The sequence below is a fragment of the Paenibacillus jamilae genome (assembly GCF_050482105.1).
In the GTDB taxonomy this organism is placed as follows: Bacteria; Bacillota; Bacilli; order Paenibacillales; family Paenibacillaceae; genus Paenibacillus; species Paenibacillus jamilae_B.
The window spans coordinates 1-21,040 of the sequence record NZ_JBCNHI010000016.1; the positions used below are offsets into that span (position 1 = coordinate 1).

A 21,040-nucleotide genomic window follows, 5' to 3' on the forward strand; every position below is an offset into this window, starting at 1 on the left:
CGCTCGACTTGCATGTATTAGGCACGCCGCCAGCGTTCGTCCTGAGCCAGGATCAAACTCTCCATTAAAGACCAACCGAAGCTGGTTTATAGAAAGAGCGATTAGCTCATTTTGAAACTGACGAGATAAAATATCTCTTAATTTGATTTTGCGAACAAAATCATTTACTCACTCGTTGTTCAGTTTTCAAAGATCAAATTCTTTTTCGCTGCGTTTTTCAGCAGCTATAATATCATATCATGTTCGTTTCGAAAATGCAAGGGTTATTTTTTCTTTTATTTCGAAGATCATTTCACCCTGTTTATCTTCTTTTGAAACGGCTGTTTTGTTGTCAGCTCAAATAATATATCACATATCCAAGCAACTTAGCAAGCACTTTCTTCTTTTTTTTATTTTATGAATGAATCCACTCATTTTCTGCCCCGTTAAATCAGTCAAGGGGCTAGCCGCCCCCTCACTAGCTGGTGACTCCTTCTGGTTCGAACACCTCTGCTGGCCAGTGCAGCTCCACACCTTGGCAAAGAAGAATATTTTGAAAACGTCCAAGATGTTCTTCTGACCGACTCACCTCAATAGGATATACTCCGTTGGTGACACAGTAAGCCGCCAAGCTTCCCGACGCCTCTCCTATATTCCATTCTGTAGGATGCAGCCGATAACAACCATTGGCTATTTGAGTCATCCCTATATTTTTGCAAGCAGGAAGCAAATTACGTACTCTCACAGGAATAAGTGAGCCCAATGGAATTTCATAAGGATAGTTAGGGATGTAAAAGGTTCGCTGTGATACCGTAGTCGGATGAAGATCTAAATGATAGCTGCCCACACCTACACTGTCTGCATACCGTTTGGGTCCCTCCTTACCCCGAAGCTCACGACTTACATCAAACTCCGAGATCGTATACCTGGCCTCAATCCGGCGAGACTCGCGAATATAAGCTGTTTTAGCCAGACCGTCAGAAGTCCCAAGAAAATCACCCCGTGGTCGAATTCCCGGATAACCAAAACCTCCATCTAATCGGGGGGCTTCGGTTTGAAGCCAATATATTAATGAACGAGTCAACTCACGCGCTCCTTCTCGATGTTTTGCCTGCTCCTGAGCGGTGACGCCGATCAACGGCCCTAGGTAATAATCATTTTGTGCCCAGTTTAAAAGAGTAACCTCGCCATCGTTTAGCGGTTCGCTCCATATAGAGGGATCCACGATACGACGATAATCCCATAAGGATACAATCCCCTGATCGTTAGGGAATAATGTGAACTGTTTTAGTTTACTGGTATCATCTGCATCTGTAGCAAACCAGCTCAAAATCGGGAAACGGGAAAAGGAAGGGATATAATTTCTCCAGAAATCATATTGTTGCGGTCGCTCTATAATGAAGCTTTCCTGGGGGATGTAGTCTACAGCAGCTACATGCGTGATGGATTGCATATCAAGAGGATTAGCACACTCCAGTGCATGAGGCTCCCCTGTCTCAGCCCGTGACTCCGCTCCACTCGTATGCTCCACACCCGCTATAGGAAGGAGATCACCACACTCTGTGGCATCCAGATAAAACGTACCATGTAGCACTCTAAGGCCACTCTTATGATCAGAATGATGCGAGGTGCGGACGGTAACAGAAGTAATAGAATCTCCATCTGTCTGAGCAGCAATAGGCACGGTGTGATAATATACACGAACGCGTCCAGTATTTAAATAAGGAGCAAGCATATCCTCAAGCACCTGTAGAGCTACCCGTGGTTCATGGGCCAGACGACTGACCCAGCCGTTCCCAGGATTGAGAATCGGATCATTGTAGGCTTCTTCGGTTAACGGATAGTTCTGACGGTAGTATTCGCGTACACGATTGCGGAACTGACGATATGTTGCTGTGCAACCAAACTGTTCGATCCAGCGATGCTCATCTGGGGGAACAGCCTGTGAGGTTAATTGCCCTCCCAACCAATCCGTCTCCTCAGTCATGATGACTCTCATACCAGCTTTCGCCGCTGCGAGGGCTGCCGATGTCCCACCCAGACCTCCGCCAATCACAACAATATCAGCTTCGAGCCGTTTTTGCGTCATGGTTCGTTCCCCTTTCATTTTTGTACTAAGATTCCGTCATTTCAAAAGCAAGCCTGGCAGCGCCGATGAATCCAGCCCGATTGCCCAGCATCGCCCGACTTACTTCTGTTTGAACTCCCAGTTGGTCCAGATGCTTCTCCAGCAAGGGCCACCATACCACTCCCGCGTCCGCCACTCCTCCCCCAACAATGATCAACTCAGGATCAAGCGTCACCGAAATATTAGCCAGCAGTACGGCTAAATCTGCTGTATAATCATCCAGCACCTGAATTGTCTCCATGTTGCCGTGAGCGGCCTCTGTGACAATCTCGTTTCCCGAACGATATAATTTGCCGGTGTGTTCACTGCCTCGGCGTAACAGAGCGCTGCCCGATACATATTGCTCGGCGCATCCTTTTTTCCCGCAATTGCAAGGGTTCCCTCCAGGAAATAGGATGCTGTGGCCCCAATCTCCACCGCTCCAATGAGCTCCTCTACACAAGAGGCCATTTTCCATATACGCGCCTCCGACCCCTGTTCCCAAGGTGAGCATGGCCAAGCGCTGCTTGCCCTTCCCCGCTCCCTGCCACGCTTCTCCAAGTAATGCAGCGTTCGCATCATTATCAGCAACCGCACGTAAAGACAGCTTTTCTCTAGCCCAGGTCACCAAGGATGTCCCCTGCCAGCCAGGCAGGTTATCTGTGGCATATACAACTTCACCACTCTCCACATTCACTCTGCCAGCAGTAGCAATACCTATAGCGTCTATGCCTATAGGAATGCTCACACCGATATCTCCAAAAGAGCGCATCAGTCTGGATATAGACTCAGACACACGTGACAGCACCCATTCACGCCCACGGGAGGCATCTGTATCCACTCGAATTTCATCAAGAATCGATCCATCTTGTGCCACTACGGCGGCCTTTACGGAGGTCCCTCCAATATCGATCCCAATGACTTTGTTCAACGCGACCGCCATCACCATGTCCTCCTTGTTCCTCCACATAAAAGCTCACGGTCTCTTAGCACAAACCTTCTATTAGATAGAAAAGCATGTTGAACTGCCCGAACTGCCATATCCCAATCTGCAATTGCAGAATCTCAATAACTTCGTTCAATAACCGCCCTCGCTGTTTTTTCCTTCATCTGTTTAGTGCGGCTTGTGTGCTTGCGAGCAAGCCCTTCGCAGATGAGATCAATCACGAATAGCTGCGAGATTTTAGCTCCAATTGAACCGCCTTCTATTGGAGCTTCCTTCCCTGCGGTCAGCAAAACGATATCTGCAATGGAGGTAATAGGTGATTTTGCATAATTCGTAATCGCGATAACTGTTGCACCGTTCTGCTTGGCCTTGTGCAGCATGTCGTTCGTATCGAGCGTACTTCCTGACACACTGATGCCAATAGCGACATCGCCAGGACTCATGGACACCGCCATCATCGACTGAATATGTCCGTCTGCCACAGCTTCGGCGCGCCGTCCAATCCGCAAAAAGCGGTTTTTAGCATCCTGTGCGGAAATTCCCGATGCCCCTACACCGAAAAATTGAACATAGCCTGCTTGATCGAGACATGATATCGCACGACTAAGCTCCGAACGGTCCAAGAGTCCCATACTGGAGTGCAAAATATCAAGCATATTGTGATACACCGTACGGGTAATATCATGCTCGTGATCTGGGTCGATGTTCTCCTCGCTCATATCGGTTTTGCGATAAGTCTGGTTTTGTGCCAGCGACAGTCGAAAATCCTGATACCCTTTAAAACCAATTTTCCGGCAAAAACGCATGACAGTCGTTTCGCCAGTACCTGCAAAGTCAGCCAGCTCTGTCACGGAGAAATATATAATGTCTGCAGGGCACTCCAGTACGCACAAAGCGACTTTTTGCTCCGATTTCGTTAATGAAGGATAATACGTGTTAATTCGGTCGTTCATCTCCATAGATGCATTTCACTGCCTTCCTTGCGGCATCGGCAAACCGCTGCGTAATCAATTGGGGCCTAGTAATCGCCGAGCCTACAACCACTGCATGTGCACCCGCCCTAAATGCTTCCTCTACTTGTGTCGGATCATGGATTCTGCCCTCTGCAATTACAGGAACAGGAACCAGCTCTGATGCTCTTCGAACCAATTCCAGATCCGGACCCTCCAGCTGAGCAGAGTATGGTGTATATCCGGATAACGTCGTGGATACGCAACCTACACCAAGGGAAGCTGCATGAAGTGCCTCCTCCAGTGTCGATATATCCGCCATGGAGGTGACTCCGTGCTCATGCGCGTAATCTATGAGCCGCTTCAGCTTGCACCCCGCTGGGCGCGGTCGTAATGTGGCATCCAGTGCAATGATATCCGCGCCCGCCTCCACCAGTTCCTCCACTTCTCGAAGGGTAGGCGTAATGTAAATATCTGAATCATCGTAATCCCGCTTAATCAAACCAATGACTGGCAGGGAAATTGCCTGTTTAATTGCACGTACGTCCGATGCGCCATTAGCACGAATCACTACAGCTCCACCCTGTTGCGCAGCAAGCGCCATTTTGACCATAAAATCTGCTCCATGCAACGGTTCGCCAGGTAGCGCCTGACAGGAAACGATCAGTCCATGCCGAACCTTGGATAATATATCTTCCATCTCCATTGGAATCACTCCCTTTTCTCGGCATAATGCCGTACGGTCAAACCAACTTCAAAGGTACGGTTCCACGGCATGTAGCAATCTGTAATTTCCACGCGGTCCTCTGGTCCATTCACATATTCATCGAGCGCTTGTTCCAGCCGTCCGCGAATGACCGCAGCTACAGACCCTCTAGGTCCATCGAGCATAAATTTGTTAAAACCCATCTGTTCCACAACTCCATTATTCATTGCTGTACGTACCACAGCGCAATAACAGGCATCCTCAGCGTAGCGCAACCCCAGAAAGTTCAGGTGCTCCTTCGTAGGACCATAGCGGACATAAAGCATGGACTGGGCAATGACAGTACCGAGCGTATTAGAACTGGTATTCCAGCCTGCATAGCCTGCCAGCTTAAAAAGCAGTCCTTTTTGCTTCAATAGTCTAAGCAGCTTGAGATCGGCACCGTTGGCGTAGGCTACATCAGCAATTGCAATATTTTTATTTGCATCATGCTGCATATGAGCACCGTATTCAACCAGCTCTATCAGATTCCGGTGTACATCATATCCGGCCATCGCATGCTGCTGGGATGAAGCTTCTGCCATCGTGTCGCCAGGCGTGTTAGCCAGCAAAATCAAATCAGCCTCCGCTGCTGAGGAAGCAATCAGCCCACCTGCCGCTATAATCTGATACTTTAACGTTTCGTAAAAATAACGATCCTCAAAAAGCGGGACTACGAACGCCCCCTGCAAAGCAGACAATCGAGGATATACCAATGGAACTACATGATTCGTCCGATTCACCCAACGAGCTAGCAACGTACAACCCACTTCGTCTGCCCCCGGATACATGTATACTTTCAAATCCAGCCCAAGCTCGGAAATACGACTTCTTAGTCGCTGTTGATCCTTGGCGGTATAGCCGTAGGGAGCCGAATCATCCTGTGGGATGATCATAAAATCAATAACGCCTTCTGCTACCAGCTCTAGTGTTACTTGATTGGCCTCCAAATTCACACGGCGGCGCCCTAGATAATCGTCCAAAATCTCTGTAGGCAAACGCTTGTCGATGTCTGCTAATTCCAGCAATTCTTCTGCGGTAGCGATCGCTAGCTCCTGACGATGCTCAATGAAGCCTTTTCTAAATATCTCACGGCCCCAATCAGCATAGTAGTCTGGTTCCTCATCAGCCAAAGAGTATTGCGGACAACGCATAATCAATTGAAATGCATACAGAGTTAATTGCGGGTATAGCTGCTTCAACAGACGAAGACGATTGGCCCTGTCCGTGACCTGCTCACTCGACATTCCGTGTAGCCGAGAGGGTACGATCCCCCCGTACAGCAGCGTATCCATCGCAATAATGGCTCCATCAGCAGTCGCCGCACGTTCTTCAAGCCACGCCCATAGTCGGGTCGTATCACCAGGGGTTTTCTTTTGTCCCATCCATTCCAATGGAGGGCGCTCCATTTCAAGGTCTGTGCCCTGTGCCAGTAAGTAAGGGAATTGATAATTGCAGGGCCGCTCATCCAGCGGCACAAAAAGTAATCGGGTATTTGGCTTCACCATACGCTCCACCTCTCCTGGAAATTACCGTTATTCTAACGTCAAATGGTAATTTTCAAGGCAGCTATGCTGTCTTGTTCCTTAACCATCATCAATTCTCACAAGATCAGTCGATATTTGCCTTGTTCATCCTGATCGACATAGCCCCACTGCGCGGCGGCACGGATCGCCGGATCGCTCCCCAGTCGAGCCTCCGCTTCCAGGCAAGCCGTGATACCGCGTCGTAGTTCGTCCACGACCTCGTCCGTCAGACGAGGCGACTCTTGCCCGCCAGCTGCTTCGCTCTGCATGTGGCTTCCTTGCGACCGCACATCGTTCTGGCGCTCGCTGTCGAGGGCAGCTTGGCGTAGCACCTGCCACAGGCTCACGTCCAACTTGGCACGTTCCAGCCAAGGCGCCGCCTGTGCCACGAAGCCTGCCGCCGGATCATCGGCAGATATATTCTGTAGGGCGCTCACCACGTGAAGCAGCCGCTCAAAGTAGATATCCAGCGCAGGGATATCACGCTTTTGCAATGCACGGTCTACGTCCTCATACGTGTTGCCGCCCAGTCGGCTGTTCTTGTTTTGGCGGCAGAAAAACATCAGTTCATCTGTGTGCTCCCCTGCTAACTCCCGTACAGCCCATTCCCACGATAGCTCCGGCATATACCGCTCACTGTTCCACATGTAGTGGGACATCGTAATGAGCGTCACCTTGGAGCACTCCCACTGGTTCATCGGGTTGGCTACCATGCCGGTATGTCCGCAAGCTGGAAGACCGGAATACCGTCCGCGCAGTGGATCAAGGAATAACCGATCATGGTCACAATCATTCACCGGGATGTTATCCCACAGCCACAGCTCATGCCCATAAAATGCATGATTATCGGCAGCATGCTGGCGACCAATCTGTGGAGCAAATACAAAGTACCCTGTCCAGAACACCTTAATCTCTGGATGCAGTCGCTCACGGAAATCCCTTTTGTATTCGGTATCCCAATAGGACCAATATTCTGAAGGACAGACCGTCAGTGTAAATTCAGGCAGCCGTTCAGCCAGCCAAGTATGAACCTTGTTCGTCAAGAAGACATGGGCATGACCCGAACGGGCCAGCAAAAGCTGATTTTCCCCTTTAAGTACGTAATCAATATCATCCATTAATACAGAAAAATGACGCACGCCTATTGCTATAATGGCTGCCAGCTTCTCCGTCAATTTGAGAAAATCTTCATCGCTGCCAAAGTTCAGGTCATTCCCTGGGCTGATACAATAATGAAAATCAATCTCGTGCCGTTCACAGGCTTCCTTTAATTCGCGGATTTGGGCAAACATCTCCTCAGGGTACGGTTCCCTCCATAGCTCACGATGATATGGATCATCCTTGGGAGCATACATGAACGTGTTCATCCGATGCACAGCCATAAAACGGACGGCATCCAGCCGATCCGCGAAACTCCACGGTTTCCCGTAGAAGCCTTCAATGATTCCCCTGACCGGAAAGGAGGGCTCATCCCGAATAGACATCACCGGCAGCGTACATCGTTCCTGTTCTACTTGAAGCAGAAGATGCAGGGCATCCATGCCGTATTTGAGCCCTCTTTTATTGGATGCATGGATTTCAATCCTGCCTTCCTTCTGAATGTCCAAACGATATCCATCGGCAGTAAGCGTTCCGTCATATTCGAGCATCAACTTCACGCTTCCCCTTGTTTCAGTCGGAACACCGGGCCCCGGAGGTGCAATGAGTCGGATCGGTCCCTCGGGGTCCAGCACACCTTCATACTCCTGATTCATCGCAAAGCGAGAGGACAGTTCACAGATCAGGTTCGGTTCAGCGATAACCAATTTGTCCCCACTGTCATACACATCACGAAAATAATATTGAACCTCCTGTGCTGTTAGCCCTCCACCTGAATTAGACTTCATTCCTCTGGACAGTTCCATCGCAATCGTCTCCTTCCATTTACGCGCTCTCCGTAGCCGTGACCTCTGACTTAGCCTTTTACGGCTCCCGCCAAGCCTTCCATATAATAACGCTGAGTGAACAGGAACAATATAATGATCGGCAATACTGAAATCATTGTGCCTGCAGCAATCCAGCCAAAGTTATAGGCAAACTGACCATTGAGATACGTAAGCGCAGCTGCCAGCGGGTAAAGCTCCGTATCGTTCAGAATAACGATAGGCCAAAGGAAACTGTTCCAGAATGACATGGCCTCCAACAGAGAAATCACAGCAAGCGCCGGCTTGACTAGCGGAAGCACCAGTTGCCACCAAATCCGAAACTCCGAAGCGCCGTCCATTTTACCCGAATCGCGCACATCGGCGGGAATATGAATAAACGTCTGCCGCATGAGGAAAATGTTGAACACAGAGACTGCGCCAGGCAACACCACACCCATATATGTATTGCCTAGATGAAGCCCTTGAATGGTCAGATAATGCACAATAAATGCCGTGTAAGAAGGAATAATCATTGTAGCAATCAGCAGCGTAAACACCACATTTTTACCCTTAAAGCGAAACACAGCCAAGGGATATCCCGTCAAACTGGCCAGTACCACATTGAGCACAACGCCCAACACCGTAATGATGACTGTATTCAGCATATATTTTGGAAAATCCATGAAATGCCATACCTGAACATAGTTGTTGAAATCAATGAAGGTTGGAAAAATCGCAGGCGGCGTTGAAAAAATATTACGGCCTGGCATGAGGGATACACTGAGCAGCCATAGGAATGGTCCCATTAAGAAGATGGCGAGTAGCACTAGCAGGACATACATTACCGTCATTCTGAGCACTCGACCAAGCCTACGCATGATACGACTGCTTTCTTTTTTAGGAAGAGACGAACGCAGCATTTTATCATTCTGTAGATTCATCAATAGGGATTGACACCGCCTTTCCTATTGAATCGGAATACAATCATACTAAGTACCGCAATCATTGCACCGACAATTAAGCCCAGTGCCGACGCGTACCCAAAATTAAACTGCTCCATTCCCTTTTGAAAAATATACAAGCTGGATGTCAATGTGGCTGTTCCCGGTCCACCTTTGGTTAACACATATACCTCATCAAATACGCGAATAGCTGACATGAGCGATATGAGGGTACAAAACAGAACGTATGGCTTCAGCAGCGGAAGCGTAATATGAATAATCAGACGCCATCGACTTGCCCCGTCTACCCTAGCGGCTTCGTACAGATCTTGAGGAATGTTTTGTAATCCTGCCAGATAGAGCATCATATAATACCCGAGTCCCTTCCACATCGTGATGAACATCAATACATATAAGGCCAAATTACTGTCCGATAGCCAGTGTATGTCTTTGCTAATCAAACCGACCTGTATAAGCAAATAGTTCACTACGCTGTTATTGCCCAACAACCAACTCCAAATTAAGGCCACAGCTACCATCGAGGTCACAACTGGGATGTAGTAGGTCGTACGAAATATTTTAATTCCAGGGATACGGCTGTTCACCAGCACAGCCATCAGGATAGAGAAAAATTGGAGAAAGGGGACAATGAGCACGTATAACAATGAATTCCAAATCGAAATAAGAAAGTTACGGTCCTTAAATGCCGCTTCAAAATTATCCAAGCCAACAAAGTGGGTATCTGATATGACAGAGTAGTCTGTCAATGCCAGCGGAATGCTGTAAATAATAGGCCAAAATACAAAGACGGCAAGCAATAACAGTCCCGGCGTCATAAAGGCCCAGGCCGTAAAGGACTCCGACCTCAACCATTTGATCATGCTGCATCACCACCTGATTTTGATAAATGAACAGGGGAGTATTCGCATTACTCCCCTGTCATACCTATTGCTTTAAAATGTCGTTCACTTCCTGCTCCAGGGCAGTAAGCGTCTCCTTCGTATTACTTCCGTTCAATAAAACATTTTGCAAGGCTCGCGCGATCGCGCTGTTCACATCCTTGGCATTAGGTACACCGACCATATAATCCGTCGCCTTATCCAAGCTTTGTGCAGATACTACCTTGGCTTGTGCCTCCAATGATTGGTCAGACTGAGTAAAATACGGGTCTTTAATGGATTCTTTTGTGGAAGGCAGAGTATTGGCCTCTTTAGAAAAAGCCGTTTGACTCTCCGCATTTGTTAAGAAAACAGCAAATTTTACAGCCTCGTCTATATGTGCAGACTTGGTAGGTACGACCAGATCCATAGAGTTGGAGAGCCGCACGTCAGCTTTGCCGGTTGGGACGGGGACAGCGATCGTATTCTTATATACATCCGGCGCTGCCGTTTTGATAAAATTAATGAATGTCGGGCCCGCCAGCTCAAAGGCAACCTGCTCGCCAGCATAATATTTCACTTGCTGCGAGAAGTCAGCATCTTCCTTAAGCACGACTCCATCTTCCATCTGTTTTTTTAGATTATCAATCATGGTGACTGTGTCTGGTGTGTTGAATGCTGCTGCTGTCTTTTCTTTATTTAGAATAGGAATACCGTCAACCGCAAACAGCTTGGATACAAGCTGCTGAGCATAGCCGGCCTTACCGATTTTTCTATTAATCTGACGGCCCCATTCTGACAATTCCTCCCGCGTTTTGGGCGGATGAGCAGGGTCTAATCCTGCAGCTTTAACCAGCTTTGTATTCATGTAAAGCACTTCCGTGCCAGTGTACCAAGGTAGCGCATAAGCTTTACCGTTAATTACAGTGGAGTTATATATACCCTCGAAATAAGCAGCCTTTTCCTCAGGCGACAAGTGTTCATTCATATCAACAACAGCACCCTTAGAGCCCATTTGGCTAGCAAATTCCGTATTGAGATTCACGACATCCGGGCTGCTGTTGCTGGCGATACTCGTCAACAACTTATTGGTCACTGCGTCATACGGGTAATCCTTCCAATCAATTTTGACATTAGGGTTCTTCTGCTCATAATCGGCAATAACCCGATTAAAATACGGGGTAAATGTAGGTTGTAGCGCAATGGTCCAAAATTGCAGTGTTACTTTCCCTCCGTCTACCTTTTCCGACTTTGAGCCTCCTCCACCGCAGCCGCTCAGCAGTACAACCAGCGCCAGCATAGATACAAGCAACCGTAACCTGCCTTTCGCTTTCTTTGTCACATGGTGACCCCCTTGTTCTTAGTTGATTAAGGTAAATTATAACAGAAATACCGTTATGGAAGGAACATTTTTTCAATAAAATAAATTTAAAAGGAATAATTTTTCTTTTATTGGATACAAAAAAGACGCCTCTTCAACAGAGACGCCATGCTTTTCAAATCAACCCGCAGAGGATCTGCAATTATTAATAATATGGAGCCATAAAAACGTACACCAGAACCCCGGTCAAGCTCACATATAGCCAAATAGGCATCGTCCAGCGCGCAATTTTACGGTGTTTTGCTACCTGCATCGTCCATCCCCATACTACTGTGAACAGCGCCAGCGGTACGATAATCGCAGCCAGTATACTATGTGAAATCAACAGCGTAAAGTAAATCGGGCGAAGGATACCCACACCGCCATATTTTGCAGTTTCCGGCGAAATGTAATGGAAGGTCAGATAGGAAAACAAAAATAAAACAGTACTGGCGAAGGCCAGCAGAATAAAGGTTTTATGCACCTTAATGTTTTTCTTGAAAATCGCAACCAATGCAGCCACCAGGAAAATAAACGTGAAGCTGTTAAAAATCGCATTCAACCTAGGGAAAATGGTGATATCAAAACTCACACTCCCTTGGTATCCGATCGGCGAAAAGAACAGCAGCAAAATAATCACATTGGCAATAATGGAAACAGTGATAATCAAGGCTGTAAAATTACGGTTGCTCGTTGGAACGTACTGCTTGTCCTCACTCGCTTTATTCATTATGAGCGTCTCCTTCGTTTAAATTCAGGTTTTCGTTATTTTTGTGGTCATAACCATAATATATTATATAGAACTCATAGATAGCCTGTGAAGTGACAACAGTATGAACAATTTCACAGCCATTCTTCAGAAAATATGCTTCATCAATTCGGAAACCGCTCTTACCTGCTAGTATCAACGGTAGAATGCATCCATCTTACAAGCTTTATACACACAAAAAACACCGGGAAGGGATCGTTCCCCACTCCGGTGTTGTCTTGGCCATGCAATAACATTGCCTGAGTGGCCATACTCATTGTTGCCAGACGTCACTGTATTCCTGATGGCGCTTGAACAGAGCCAGCGCATACGAGCAAGCAGGAATTACTTTCTTATGCTGTTCCCTGGCCATAGCAACAACTTTGTCGATAAGCTCCTTACCAATTTTTTGGCCTCGCAACTGCTCGGATACAAATGTATGATCAATCACCAAAGAGTGGTCATCTACGGATTTATAACCTACTTCTGCAACTACCTGTCCATCATCCACCATGACTACTGCATGGTCCTCTTCACGAATTTGTCTCATGAGACCAATCCCCTTTCTGACTGAAGAAAATCCCGTAACAACACCATGCGAGCGAATCACTGCAATCACTTGATGCCCACGCTGGATATCCTTATCATTCCCCTATTTAGGGAAAAGCGAAACATGACATACATAAAAATGGAGCTTTCGTTGACACTATATTTATTCCATTTAAGGTAAAGGGAGGTGCTAGGTTGGATACGGAAATGAAGCCTGTCATCCCGTTTGAACCGGAACTGAGCGAAAAGGTCCCTGTAGAGGCAGGCCTTTGGCGTTACGAAATAAAATGGGACGGTACAAGAATTTTAACGTATCACGATCAGGGCAGCACGCGTCTGTTCAATCGCAAGCAGCATGAACGTACACTGCTCTACCCGGAACTTGCTCACTTTTCCTCCTACTGCAGAGCAGATTCAGTCATTCTGGACGGGGAAATGATCGCACTTGGTGCCGACGGAAAACCGTCGTTCCATGAAATTATGCGCCGGGATCTGATTCGTCGGACGGATCGGATTCAGGCAGCCTATGAGGCCGTGCCCGCTACTTACATGTTGTTCGATATTGTATACCTGAATGGGGAATGGGTTCATCGCAAGCCATTACAGGAAAGGCTTGAACTGCTGAATCAGATCATCATACCGAATGAACGGATTCAACTGACTCCTGCTCATCCTGATGGACAAGCTCTTTTTCAGGTCATATGCAGCCAAGGTATGGAAGGTATTGTGTGCAAAAAACTGGACAGTTCTTACACATTGGCCGGACAGGACAGACGATGGGTCAAGGTCAAAAATTATGGTGATATCATTGCCGTTATCGGTGGCTATACCCTGAACGGCGGGGTGATCAATGCTGTATTGCTGGGCCAGTATGATAAACAAGGACGGCTACGCTATATCGGGCACGTGGGTACAGGTAAGCTGACTCGTGGAGATTGGCGCCAGCTTACCGAGCGTCTGCTGCCTCATACTCTATCAGAGCGACCGTTTATCAATAAACCGGATCGTCATCAAGACGCGTTTTGGGTAAAGCCCATGTTTACCGCCAAAATTCAATATAGTGAGTGGCGGTGGCAAGAAGGACGCACCTTGCGTCAACCCTCCATCCAAGCTCTTGTGGAACAAGGCATTGAACAGTGCATCGGACCCTGGAAGTGACGTTTTACCGATATTTTTTCAAAAAATGCAGAACAAAGTTTGTATAAATCATTGCAACCAGTGGTTAATTAAATTACAGTTAACTAATTAACTACATCGAGGTGGATCGCATGTTCTTTTTTTTGGACTCCGAAATTCGTCAACTGGCCTATAATCTATTTCCAGGTGGCAATAAGCCGATTGGTGTTTTGGTAGATTTATTTTCTATAACATACGAAATAAGAAAAAATATGGAAAAACGTTCGCGTGAATTTGGTCTCTCCTACGGGCAATATATTGCACTCTGTGTACTTTCAGCGCAAAGAGATGAAATGTCGTCTCCTTCTGCTTTGGCTGAAAAGATGGGTGTCAGTCGAGCTGCAATCAGTTCTATGGTGATTTCTCTTGAACAAGAAGGATTTATTAATAAATATGACGATCCCAATGACAAGCGGGGAGTATTTGTTTCCCTGAACGATAAAGGAAGAAGTAAAATCCAGCAGATGGACCCCTTTTTCATAGGACTGGCCTCACGTCTGATGTCAGATTTTACTGAATCAGAACTCTGCCAGTTTCAGACCTATTTGTCACGCGTACGAGATGCGTTTGAAGATGTTAAAAGTGCGCGTCTAACCACCCCCAGCTCCCTCAGAGAGGAGAAAGACAAATGGTGCGAAGATTGAGACAAAATCTGTTCGTCAAACTTGCCCGCAGATCGGCAGGCCGAATGATAACGGCATCCGATTTCAAGCCTTCGCATTCTCCCAAAGTACATCGGACAGAAAGGATGATCCCTACCTCTGTAGGTGATTCCAGGGTGATCATATATGAGCCATCCCTCCGCTCTGCTGATCCACTCCCTGTATTCGTTAATTTTCATGGTAGCGGCTTCATTATGGGCAGTGCTGAAATGGATGACCCCTGGTGCCCGGTCATTGCTGAACGTGCAAATTGCATCGTCGTTAATGTGGATTATCGTTTGGCCCCTGAGCATAAATTCCCTATTCCGCTACAGGAAAGCTATGATGTGACCCACTGGGTGTACAAGCATTCTGACGTGCTGAACATCGATCCTCAGCGCATTGCGGTTGGCGGACATAGCGCAGGCGGTAATCTTGCAGCAGCGCTGTGTCTTATGGCCCGGGATCGCAAGGAGTTCCCGATTGTGTATCAGGTGCTGGATTACCCGCCACTGGATATTGCTACAGATCCCAAGCTGAAGCCCCAATTTGAGAAGGCGATTCCGCCTCGCATAGCAAAGATCTTTAATGAGAGCTATTTGCGCTCGCCAGATGAGGCGCGAAATCCGTTGGTTTCTCCTATTTACGCAGAATCACTACACGATCTCCCTCCTGCTCTGATTATAACAGCCGAGCTAGACTCCTTGGCTGATGAAGCCGAGTTGTACGCCAAGCGGCTGATTGAAGCGGATGTGCCCGTAACGTATAAGAAATACATGGGCGCCGCACATGCTTTTACTCATAGCGGGGATCTCGCTGTAGCTGAAAGTGCCTGGCACCTGATGAGCGACCAGTTGAAATTGGCATTTGAATTTCGTAACGAGGACACTCTGGCAGAGCTGAAGAAATAAAAATAAAAATAAGCCTCCTGCTTCCACTGCCTTCATGCAGTCGGGTTCAGGAGGCTTATTTTTTATCATTACAAACTGTTAAAAGCTTCAGTCAATACAGGTACAATTTGCGATTTGCGCGATACGACGCCTTTCAGAACAGCCTTGTTGTCATCCAACTGTACATTGTAGGCTTTTTCAACTGCCTGAGCCTGGCTTCCCAGCGCAATACCAATGGAATCACTGTTCACAATGTCTGTTACGACGAACAAGAACAGATCAAGATTTTTGGCTGCAATGGTTTGGGACAAAGCAGCTTCCAGATCAGCTTGACGGGACAATACGTCGTTTACGTCTACTGCGTTCACTTGTGCGATTTCCACTTTGCGTCCATTCATCTGGAATTCTTTGGCGTCCAAGCTTACTAACTGCTCAATCGTGTGACCACTCAAATCAGCACCCGCTTTAAGCAAGTCAAAACCGTAACGATCTGCATCCACACCAGCAATTTCAGCCAGTTCGCGGGCAGCGGCTACATCCTGATCTGTGCAAGTCGGGGACTTGAACAACAGGGAATCAGAAATAATCGCGGACAACATCAGACCTGCGATTTCTTTGGGAATGGCTACACCATTTTCCTTGTAGAGCTTGTTCAAAATGGTGGCTGTGCAACCTACTGGCTCAGCGCGGAAGTACAGCGGCTGGCTTGTTTCAAAGTTAGCGATCCGGTGGTGATCGATGACTTCAGTTACGCGTACCTTGTCAATGTCCGTTGCGCTTTGCTGGCGTTCATTATGATCGACCAGAATGACGCTGTCTGTTTCAGTAGCAACCTGCTCAACCAGACGCGGCGCGTTCACTTTGAAATAATCGAGCGCATACTGCGTTTCCCCGTTAACCTCGCCCAGACGAACTGGCTCTACGTCCGCACCCAGTTTGGTTTTCAAGTCTGCATAAGCAATAGCTGAGCAAATGGTATCCGTATCCGGATTTTTATGCCCAAAAATCAATGTTTTTGCCAACATAATCGACTCCTTCGCTTTAAGCATTTTACGTGATTGTGAAACCTCAACAATTCCAATGCAGATTATATCATTAAATCTAGCATTCTCCCATTCCCCTTCGATTGATTTCAAAAATAATCTAGTAAATTCATAACATTTCCATGGAATATATATGTGAAGTTAACCTTAATTTTTCTAAAAATATAAAAAACATATAGTAATATATCCCACCAATATGGTAAGATATGCCTCAAAACTGGCAAGTTAGTCACCAGTGGTCAATTCTATTATTTTAGATATTAAGGGAGGCGTGAGAACAACGGCAGTGGCTTCAAATCCTAGTATGTAGAGATATCATATTTTGATTGAAAAGAGGGGAATCTTTGAAAAAGCCGATCATTTTGCAAAAAATACCTGTCGTATCACTCGCTCTTGCCTTGACGGTAAGCTTATCTCTACCGTCTTTCAGTTCTGCTGCTACTGCAGATCTGCCAATTGACTCATTTTTAAAAGCTCAGGAGGCATTAACTATGGAGGCCGCTCCAGCCTTCATCTCACCTGAGCTGAGTACAGACTCCTCCCGTCAGGTTAGAGTCATCGTACAGCTTGATGGTGAGCCCCTGGCTGTGGACAAATATGCGGCCCGTTCAAGTGCCAAAGCTTTCACCGCTCAATCCGAGCAAAAAGCCGAATCTGCGATCGCCACCGAGCAAACAACGTTCGTAGACCAAGCCGCTGAGCACGGTATTTCTCTCCAAGTGAATTACCAGTACAACACGGTGCTTAACGGACTGGAGGTTACGGTGCCTGCCAATAAAATTCCAGAATTGGCTAAGCTACCTGGCGTAAAATCTATTCACGAAAACAAAACGTATTATTCCATCCCCGTACAGGACCCGCCAACACTTACAGCCAATGAAGCGACTTATGACAATGCTCCATTGGATCAAATTGGTGTGCCTGAAGCCTGGGCCAAAGGATTGAATGGCGAGGGAATTAAGGTCGGGGTTATTGATACCGGTATCGATTATGAGCATCCGGATTTGAAAGAAGCCTACAAAGGCGGATATGACTCTTTTGAACAGGACAATGATCCTTACGAGGAACCGTTCCTTGAAAAAGAAAATGATCCATATGGCACAGGTTTTAGCGGAACGACACACGGAACCCACGTCTCCGGTACAATTGCCGGGAAAGCTGCAAATAAATCCTCGGATATTGTGCAAAAAGGCATTGCCTATAAATCGGACTTATACGTGTATAAGGTGCTTGGACGCAATACCAAGACCGGTCGCTCCTCTGGTTCCTCGGCTCAGGTCATTGACGGTATTGAACGTGCTGTCAAGGATGGCATGAATGTCATCAACCTGTCGCTGGGCTCAGATTCTGAAAAAGATCCCAACTCCCCGGATGCCATCGCCATCAATAATGCGGTACTTTCTGGAGTAGTCGCGGTCATCGCGAACGGTAACGCTGCACAACAAGGACCCTATTTTTATTCCATGGGTTCTCCCGCAACATCCCAACTAGCGATTTCCGTTGGTGCAGCCACTTCACCGAGCAAGAGCTTCTCAGGCACAGCCTCAGTGACACGCGACTCCTATTGGGAGGACAACGGTGAATTAAAGAAAACCGTAACTACTGATACCTATGCACATTACGACTTTAATTTGATGGGCTGGGAGACAGGCAGAGAGGACTTTGCCTCCGTTATGGGAACTGCCCCTTATGAGCTTGTATATGCTAATCTGGGACAACCTGATGATTTTGAAGGAAAAGACGTAGCCGGCAAAATTGTCCTCGTTTCACGGGGCAACTTGGCATTCGTGGATAAAATCGCAAATGCGAAAGAAAACGGCGCAAAAGCCGTCATTGTTTTCAATGGAAATACGAAACCTGGTGACATCACCAAAGCTGATTTGGGGGAAAGCATTTCAGGTCGCGATGACTACGTAAATTCCAATTTGGGTGACAGCTTTGACTTTATTCCGACCTTTGACATGAAAGGTAAGGAAGGTCGCGCGCTGGCTAAACAGATCGTAGACAACGCTGGAGAAAAATTCTCCGTTTCCTTTGGTGCAGACTATATTCGAACAGATCATTCAGGTAATACCATGGCCGATTTTAGCTCCCGTGGACCCAATGGAGATGAACTGCTAAGCATCAAGCCAGACGTAAGCGCACCGGGTGTTGGCATTTTGTCGACGTACCCTGCCTTCGCCAAGTTCTATCCGGATGCATCCTATGAGCAAGCTTACAAGCGCAGCAACGGAACGAGTATGGCATCTCCGCATGTGGCTGGACTTGCTGTGTTGCTGAAGCAGCAGCATCCAAACTGGACACCGTTTGATATCCGCGCTGCTTTGGCAAATACTTCGGTTACACTCTTTGATGAGGATAAAATCCAATATGATGTGTATTCCCAAGGTGCAGGTCTTGTAAACATCGCGAATGCGATTCAGACTCCAGCCCTGCTGGAAACCGTTGAAAAGATTACGATTCTTGACAAGAACTTTAATCGTCAAGAGGTTGTGAATTACAATCCTTCCGCCAGCTTCGGGGTGTTAAGACCGGGTAGTGATGCGAAGCAAATTCAGCTTCAACTCAAAAACTTGTCTGCTAACACTGTACAGTATGAAGCTAGCTATGTTTTACATGATAATGTCACCTCTGATCCGACGAAGCCTATTGCTACCCCTGATGTGAGCAACATTGCCGTTCAGTTGCAGGGTATCGGTGCGAATGGAGCCATCTCGGCAGAACCTGGCAAGTCACAACCGTTCTTCCTGTCTGTACAACCGAGCGCAAATGCAGCTACAGGTGTATATGAAGGAGAAGTTATTTTAAAAAGCGCTGGACAGCCGACACTTCATCTTCCGTTCGTTGTGCATGTCGGCAAAGAAAACCCCACGACAGGCTTCGGCTTGCAGGATCTAAGTTTCACGAACCCGATTATTTATCCAAGTCGTACAGGTGCGGAGCGCACAACAGATTTGACTTTCCGTCTGACCACAGATAAAACCAATCAGATCGCGCTCTATGTATACGGATTAGATGATAAACTAATCGGTCTGATTGATGGGATTGCCACTACCAAGGAACAAGGAGCTAATGCTCGCCTCAAACAAGGCGCATATTCCTTTAAGGGGATTAACGGAAGTTATGTTGAATTTGATGACAACGGCAAGCCTGTTCTGGATGTTAACGGTCAGCCTGTTATTCAGCACTTGAAGGATGGCGTGTACAAGCTGGAAGTCAGCTCTCCAGAACTGAATGAAAAAGGAGAAGTCGAACGCAATACCGATGGTCCTAAACTGTTCACTGCTACTAAATCGATCCGTGTAGATAATAGCGCCGTATCCACTGGTAGTAGCGGCGGCGGTGGTGGCGGTGGCGGCCGAAGCAATACCACACCTTCTGCTGCAACGAACGCATCCACCCCTGTCGCTACATCTGCACCTTCACTGCAAAGCGTAGTGAAGCAAGGACAAGCTGTAAAAGCTGTGCCTACAGCCGTTGTGTTGAACAATAATGTACAGTCACTGACAGTAGCTAATGCAGACCTGCAGGCTGCCGTGACAGCAGCGGGCTCCAGCCCGGCAGCTATCGTATTGTCGGCTACTAGCCAACCAGGCCAAACGACTAAAGCATCACTCACTTCGTCGCAGCTGGCAACGCTGGGCAAAGCCGCAGCAGGAAGCAGCCTGATTGTGAGCAATACAGGTGCTTCCCTGGCATTGCCAGTATCTGCTCTAAAAAATGCACCTGAAGGTGCAGGCATTGAAGTGGTCATCAGCAGTCAGGCAGAGCCGAGCAGCACATTCACAAGCAAGCTTAAAGGCTCAAATGTGCTCGGCACCCCGGTAGGGTTTGAGGCCAACGTTATCACTGGTGGCAAGAGTCAACCGCTCAAGGTGGCCCCAGGACAGTTCATTAGCCGATCCTTTACCGTACCTGGTCAAATTGATCCTAATACAGCCGGTGCACTCTATACGGCGAATGGAAATGTCTATCCCGTTCCATCCGTCTTCACCAAGCAAGCTGATGGATCTACCATCGTTAAGGTAAGTCGTCCGGGCTTCTCCACGTATGCAGCGGCGACACGTCCTGTTAGCTTTGAAGATATTTCATCGTCGTATGCCCAATCCGAAATTCGATCGCTAGCGAATAAGTTGCTAATTAACGGCACAACCGACACGACATTCTCACCGAAGCAAAACGTGACGCGTGCAGAATTTGCAGCCTTGGTCACCCGGGCACTTGGCCTGACACCGGGTACTACTGCACCCTTCAGTGATATTCCGGCAGGTAGCTGGTATTCCGGCGATGTGGCAGCCGCTTATGAGGCTGGGTTGATTACAGGCCGCAACAACGACAAGTTTGATCCGCACGCAAATATCAGTCGTCAGGAAATTGCTGTTGTGCTGGGTAAAGCAGTAGACCTGCTTCAAATCAAAACAACAGCCGATGGTCCTGCGCACACACCGTACCATGATTCTTCATCCTTTGCAGGCTACGCCAAGGACAGTATTGAAAAGGTAAGTGCAGCAGGGATTATTAACGGAGCGACGATTAAAGGCGCTTCCTACTTCCAGCCAAATGCACCTACAACACGTGAGGCATCTGCCAAGGTGCTGCATGTGCTTTTACAAAAAGCTGCGCTGATTAACTAACAATTAAAAAAGCCCCCCGAGCC

The 21,040-nt window shown here is 47.5% G+C and carries 16 protein-coding genes and 1 rRNA gene; 4 read left to right on the forward strand and 13 right to left on the reverse strand.

From position 1 onward, the window contains the following. The 12 genes from ABEW32_RS13795 to ABEW32_RS13850 form a co-directional block, all read right to left on the reverse strand. Window positions 1-68 (reverse strand): 16S ribosomal RNA (locus ABEW32_RS13795); the annotation flags it as partial. A 389-nt stretch (window positions 69-457) separates the two neighbouring features. Then, entirely contained in the window at window positions 458-2,068 is a 1,611-nt protein-coding gene (locus ABEW32_RS13800) for an FAD-dependent oxidoreductase (RefSeq protein WP_430188504.1), read from the reverse strand. Window positions 2,069-2,093: 25 nt separating this feature from the next. Beyond that, entirely contained in the window at window positions 2,094-3,029 is a 936-nt protein-coding gene (locus ABEW32_RS13805; protein WP_430188505.1) for an ROK family protein, read from the reverse strand. Between the two features lie 122 nt (window positions 3,030-3,151). After that, window positions 3,152-3,991 (reverse strand): MurR/RpiR family transcriptional regulator, encoded by an 840-nt coding sequence (locus ABEW32_RS13810; protein ID WP_430188506.1) that lies wholly within the window; start codon window positions 3,989-3,991, stop codon window positions 3,152-3,154. Further along, the gene (locus tag ABEW32_RS13815; RefSeq protein ID WP_430188508.1) at window positions 3,969-4,688 is read right to left on the reverse strand and encodes an N-acetylmannosamine-6-phosphate 2-epimerase; all 720 of its coding nucleotides are present in this window, start codon (window positions 4,686-4,688) and stop codon (window positions 3,969-3,971) included. The genes ABEW32_RS13810 and ABEW32_RS13815 overlap by 23 nt, the downstream gene beginning before the upstream one ends. A 5-nt stretch (window positions 4,689-4,693) precedes the next feature. After that, window positions 4,694-6,235: a DUF4127 family protein gene (locus tag ABEW32_RS13820; RefSeq protein WP_430188509.1), complete on the reverse strand. Its 1,542-nt coding sequence runs from the start codon at window positions 6,233-6,235 to the stop codon at window positions 4,694-4,696. Between the two features lie 95 nt (window positions 6,236-6,330). Further along, window positions 6,331-8,157, reverse strand: a complete 1,827-nt coding sequence (locus tag ABEW32_RS13825; RefSeq protein ID WP_430188510.1) for a protein O-GlcNAcase — start codon at window positions 8,155-8,157, stop codon at window positions 6,331-6,333. A 50-nt stretch (window positions 8,158-8,207) separates the two neighbouring features. Continuing rightward, the gene (locus ABEW32_RS13830; RefSeq protein ID WP_430188512.1) at window positions 8,208-9,098 is read right to left on the reverse strand and encodes a carbohydrate ABC transporter permease; all 891 of its coding nucleotides are present in this window, start codon (window positions 9,096-9,098) and stop codon (window positions 8,208-8,210) included. Beyond that, the gene (locus tag ABEW32_RS13835) at window positions 9,098-9,979 is read right to left on the reverse strand and encodes a carbohydrate ABC transporter permease (RefSeq protein ID WP_430188514.1); all 882 of its coding nucleotides are present in this window, start codon (window positions 9,977-9,979) and stop codon (window positions 9,098-9,100) included. The genes ABEW32_RS13830 and ABEW32_RS13835 overlap by 1 nt, the downstream gene beginning before the upstream one ends. A 64-nt stretch (window positions 9,980-10,043) precedes the next feature. Beyond that, complete coding sequence (locus tag ABEW32_RS13840; protein ID WP_430188516.1) at window positions 10,044-11,318, reverse strand: ABC transporter substrate-binding protein; 1,275 nt, start codon at window positions 11,316-11,318, stop codon at window positions 10,044-10,046. 184 nt (window positions 11,319-11,502) lie between these two features. Then, window positions 11,503-12,066, reverse strand: a complete 564-nt coding sequence (locus ABEW32_RS13845; RefSeq protein ID WP_430188517.1) for a DUF420 domain-containing protein — start codon at window positions 12,064-12,066, stop codon at window positions 11,503-11,505. 292 nt (window positions 12,067-12,358) lie between these two features. Next, window positions 12,359-12,634 (reverse strand): GNAT family N-acetyltransferase, encoded by a 276-nt coding sequence (locus tag ABEW32_RS13850; protein ID WP_013369011.1) that lies wholly within the window; start codon window positions 12,632-12,634, stop codon window positions 12,359-12,361. Window positions 12,635-12,828: 194 nt separating this feature from the next. Between ABEW32_RS13850 and ABEW32_RS13855 the strand changes: the two genes are divergently transcribed. The 3 genes from ABEW32_RS13855 to ABEW32_RS13865 all read left to right on the forward strand — a co-directional run bounded on the left by ABEW32_RS13855 (window position 12,829) and on the right by ABEW32_RS13865 (window position 15,361). Beyond that, window positions 12,829-13,791 carry an ATP-dependent DNA ligase gene (locus ABEW32_RS13855; RefSeq protein WP_430188519.1) on the forward strand — a complete coding sequence of 321 codons (963 nt, stop codon included), beginning with the start codon at window positions 12,829-12,831 and terminating at the stop codon, window positions 13,789-13,791. Window positions 13,792-13,901: 110 nt separating this feature from the next. Next, window positions 13,902-14,453, forward strand: coding sequence for a MarR family winged helix-turn-helix transcriptional regulator (locus ABEW32_RS13860; RefSeq protein WP_430188521.1), 552 nt, complete (start codon window positions 13,902-13,904; stop codon window positions 14,451-14,453). After that, window positions 14,438-15,361, forward strand: coding sequence for an alpha/beta hydrolase (locus ABEW32_RS13865; protein WP_430188523.1), 924 nt, complete (start codon window positions 14,438-14,440; stop codon window positions 15,359-15,361). Before ABEW32_RS13860 ends, ABEW32_RS13865 begins: the two co-directional genes overlap by 16 nt. A 68-nt stretch (window positions 15,362-15,429) precedes the next feature. Here ABEW32_RS13865 and ABEW32_RS13870 read toward each other — a convergent pair whose 3' ends face one another. Continuing rightward, window positions 15,430-16,365 carry a manganese-dependent inorganic pyrophosphatase gene (locus ABEW32_RS13870; protein WP_430188525.1) on the reverse strand — a complete coding sequence of 312 codons (936 nt, stop codon included), beginning with the start codon at window positions 16,363-16,365 and terminating at the stop codon, window positions 15,430-15,432. Between the two features lie 362 nt (window positions 16,366-16,727). On the opposite strand from ABEW32_RS13870, the gene ABEW32_RS13875 reads away from it, so the two are divergent. Then, entirely contained in the window at window positions 16,728-21,017 is a 4,290-nt protein-coding gene (locus tag ABEW32_RS13875) for a S8 family serine peptidase (protein ID WP_430188526.1), read from the forward strand. Window positions 21,018-21,040 lie beyond the last annotated feature (23 nt).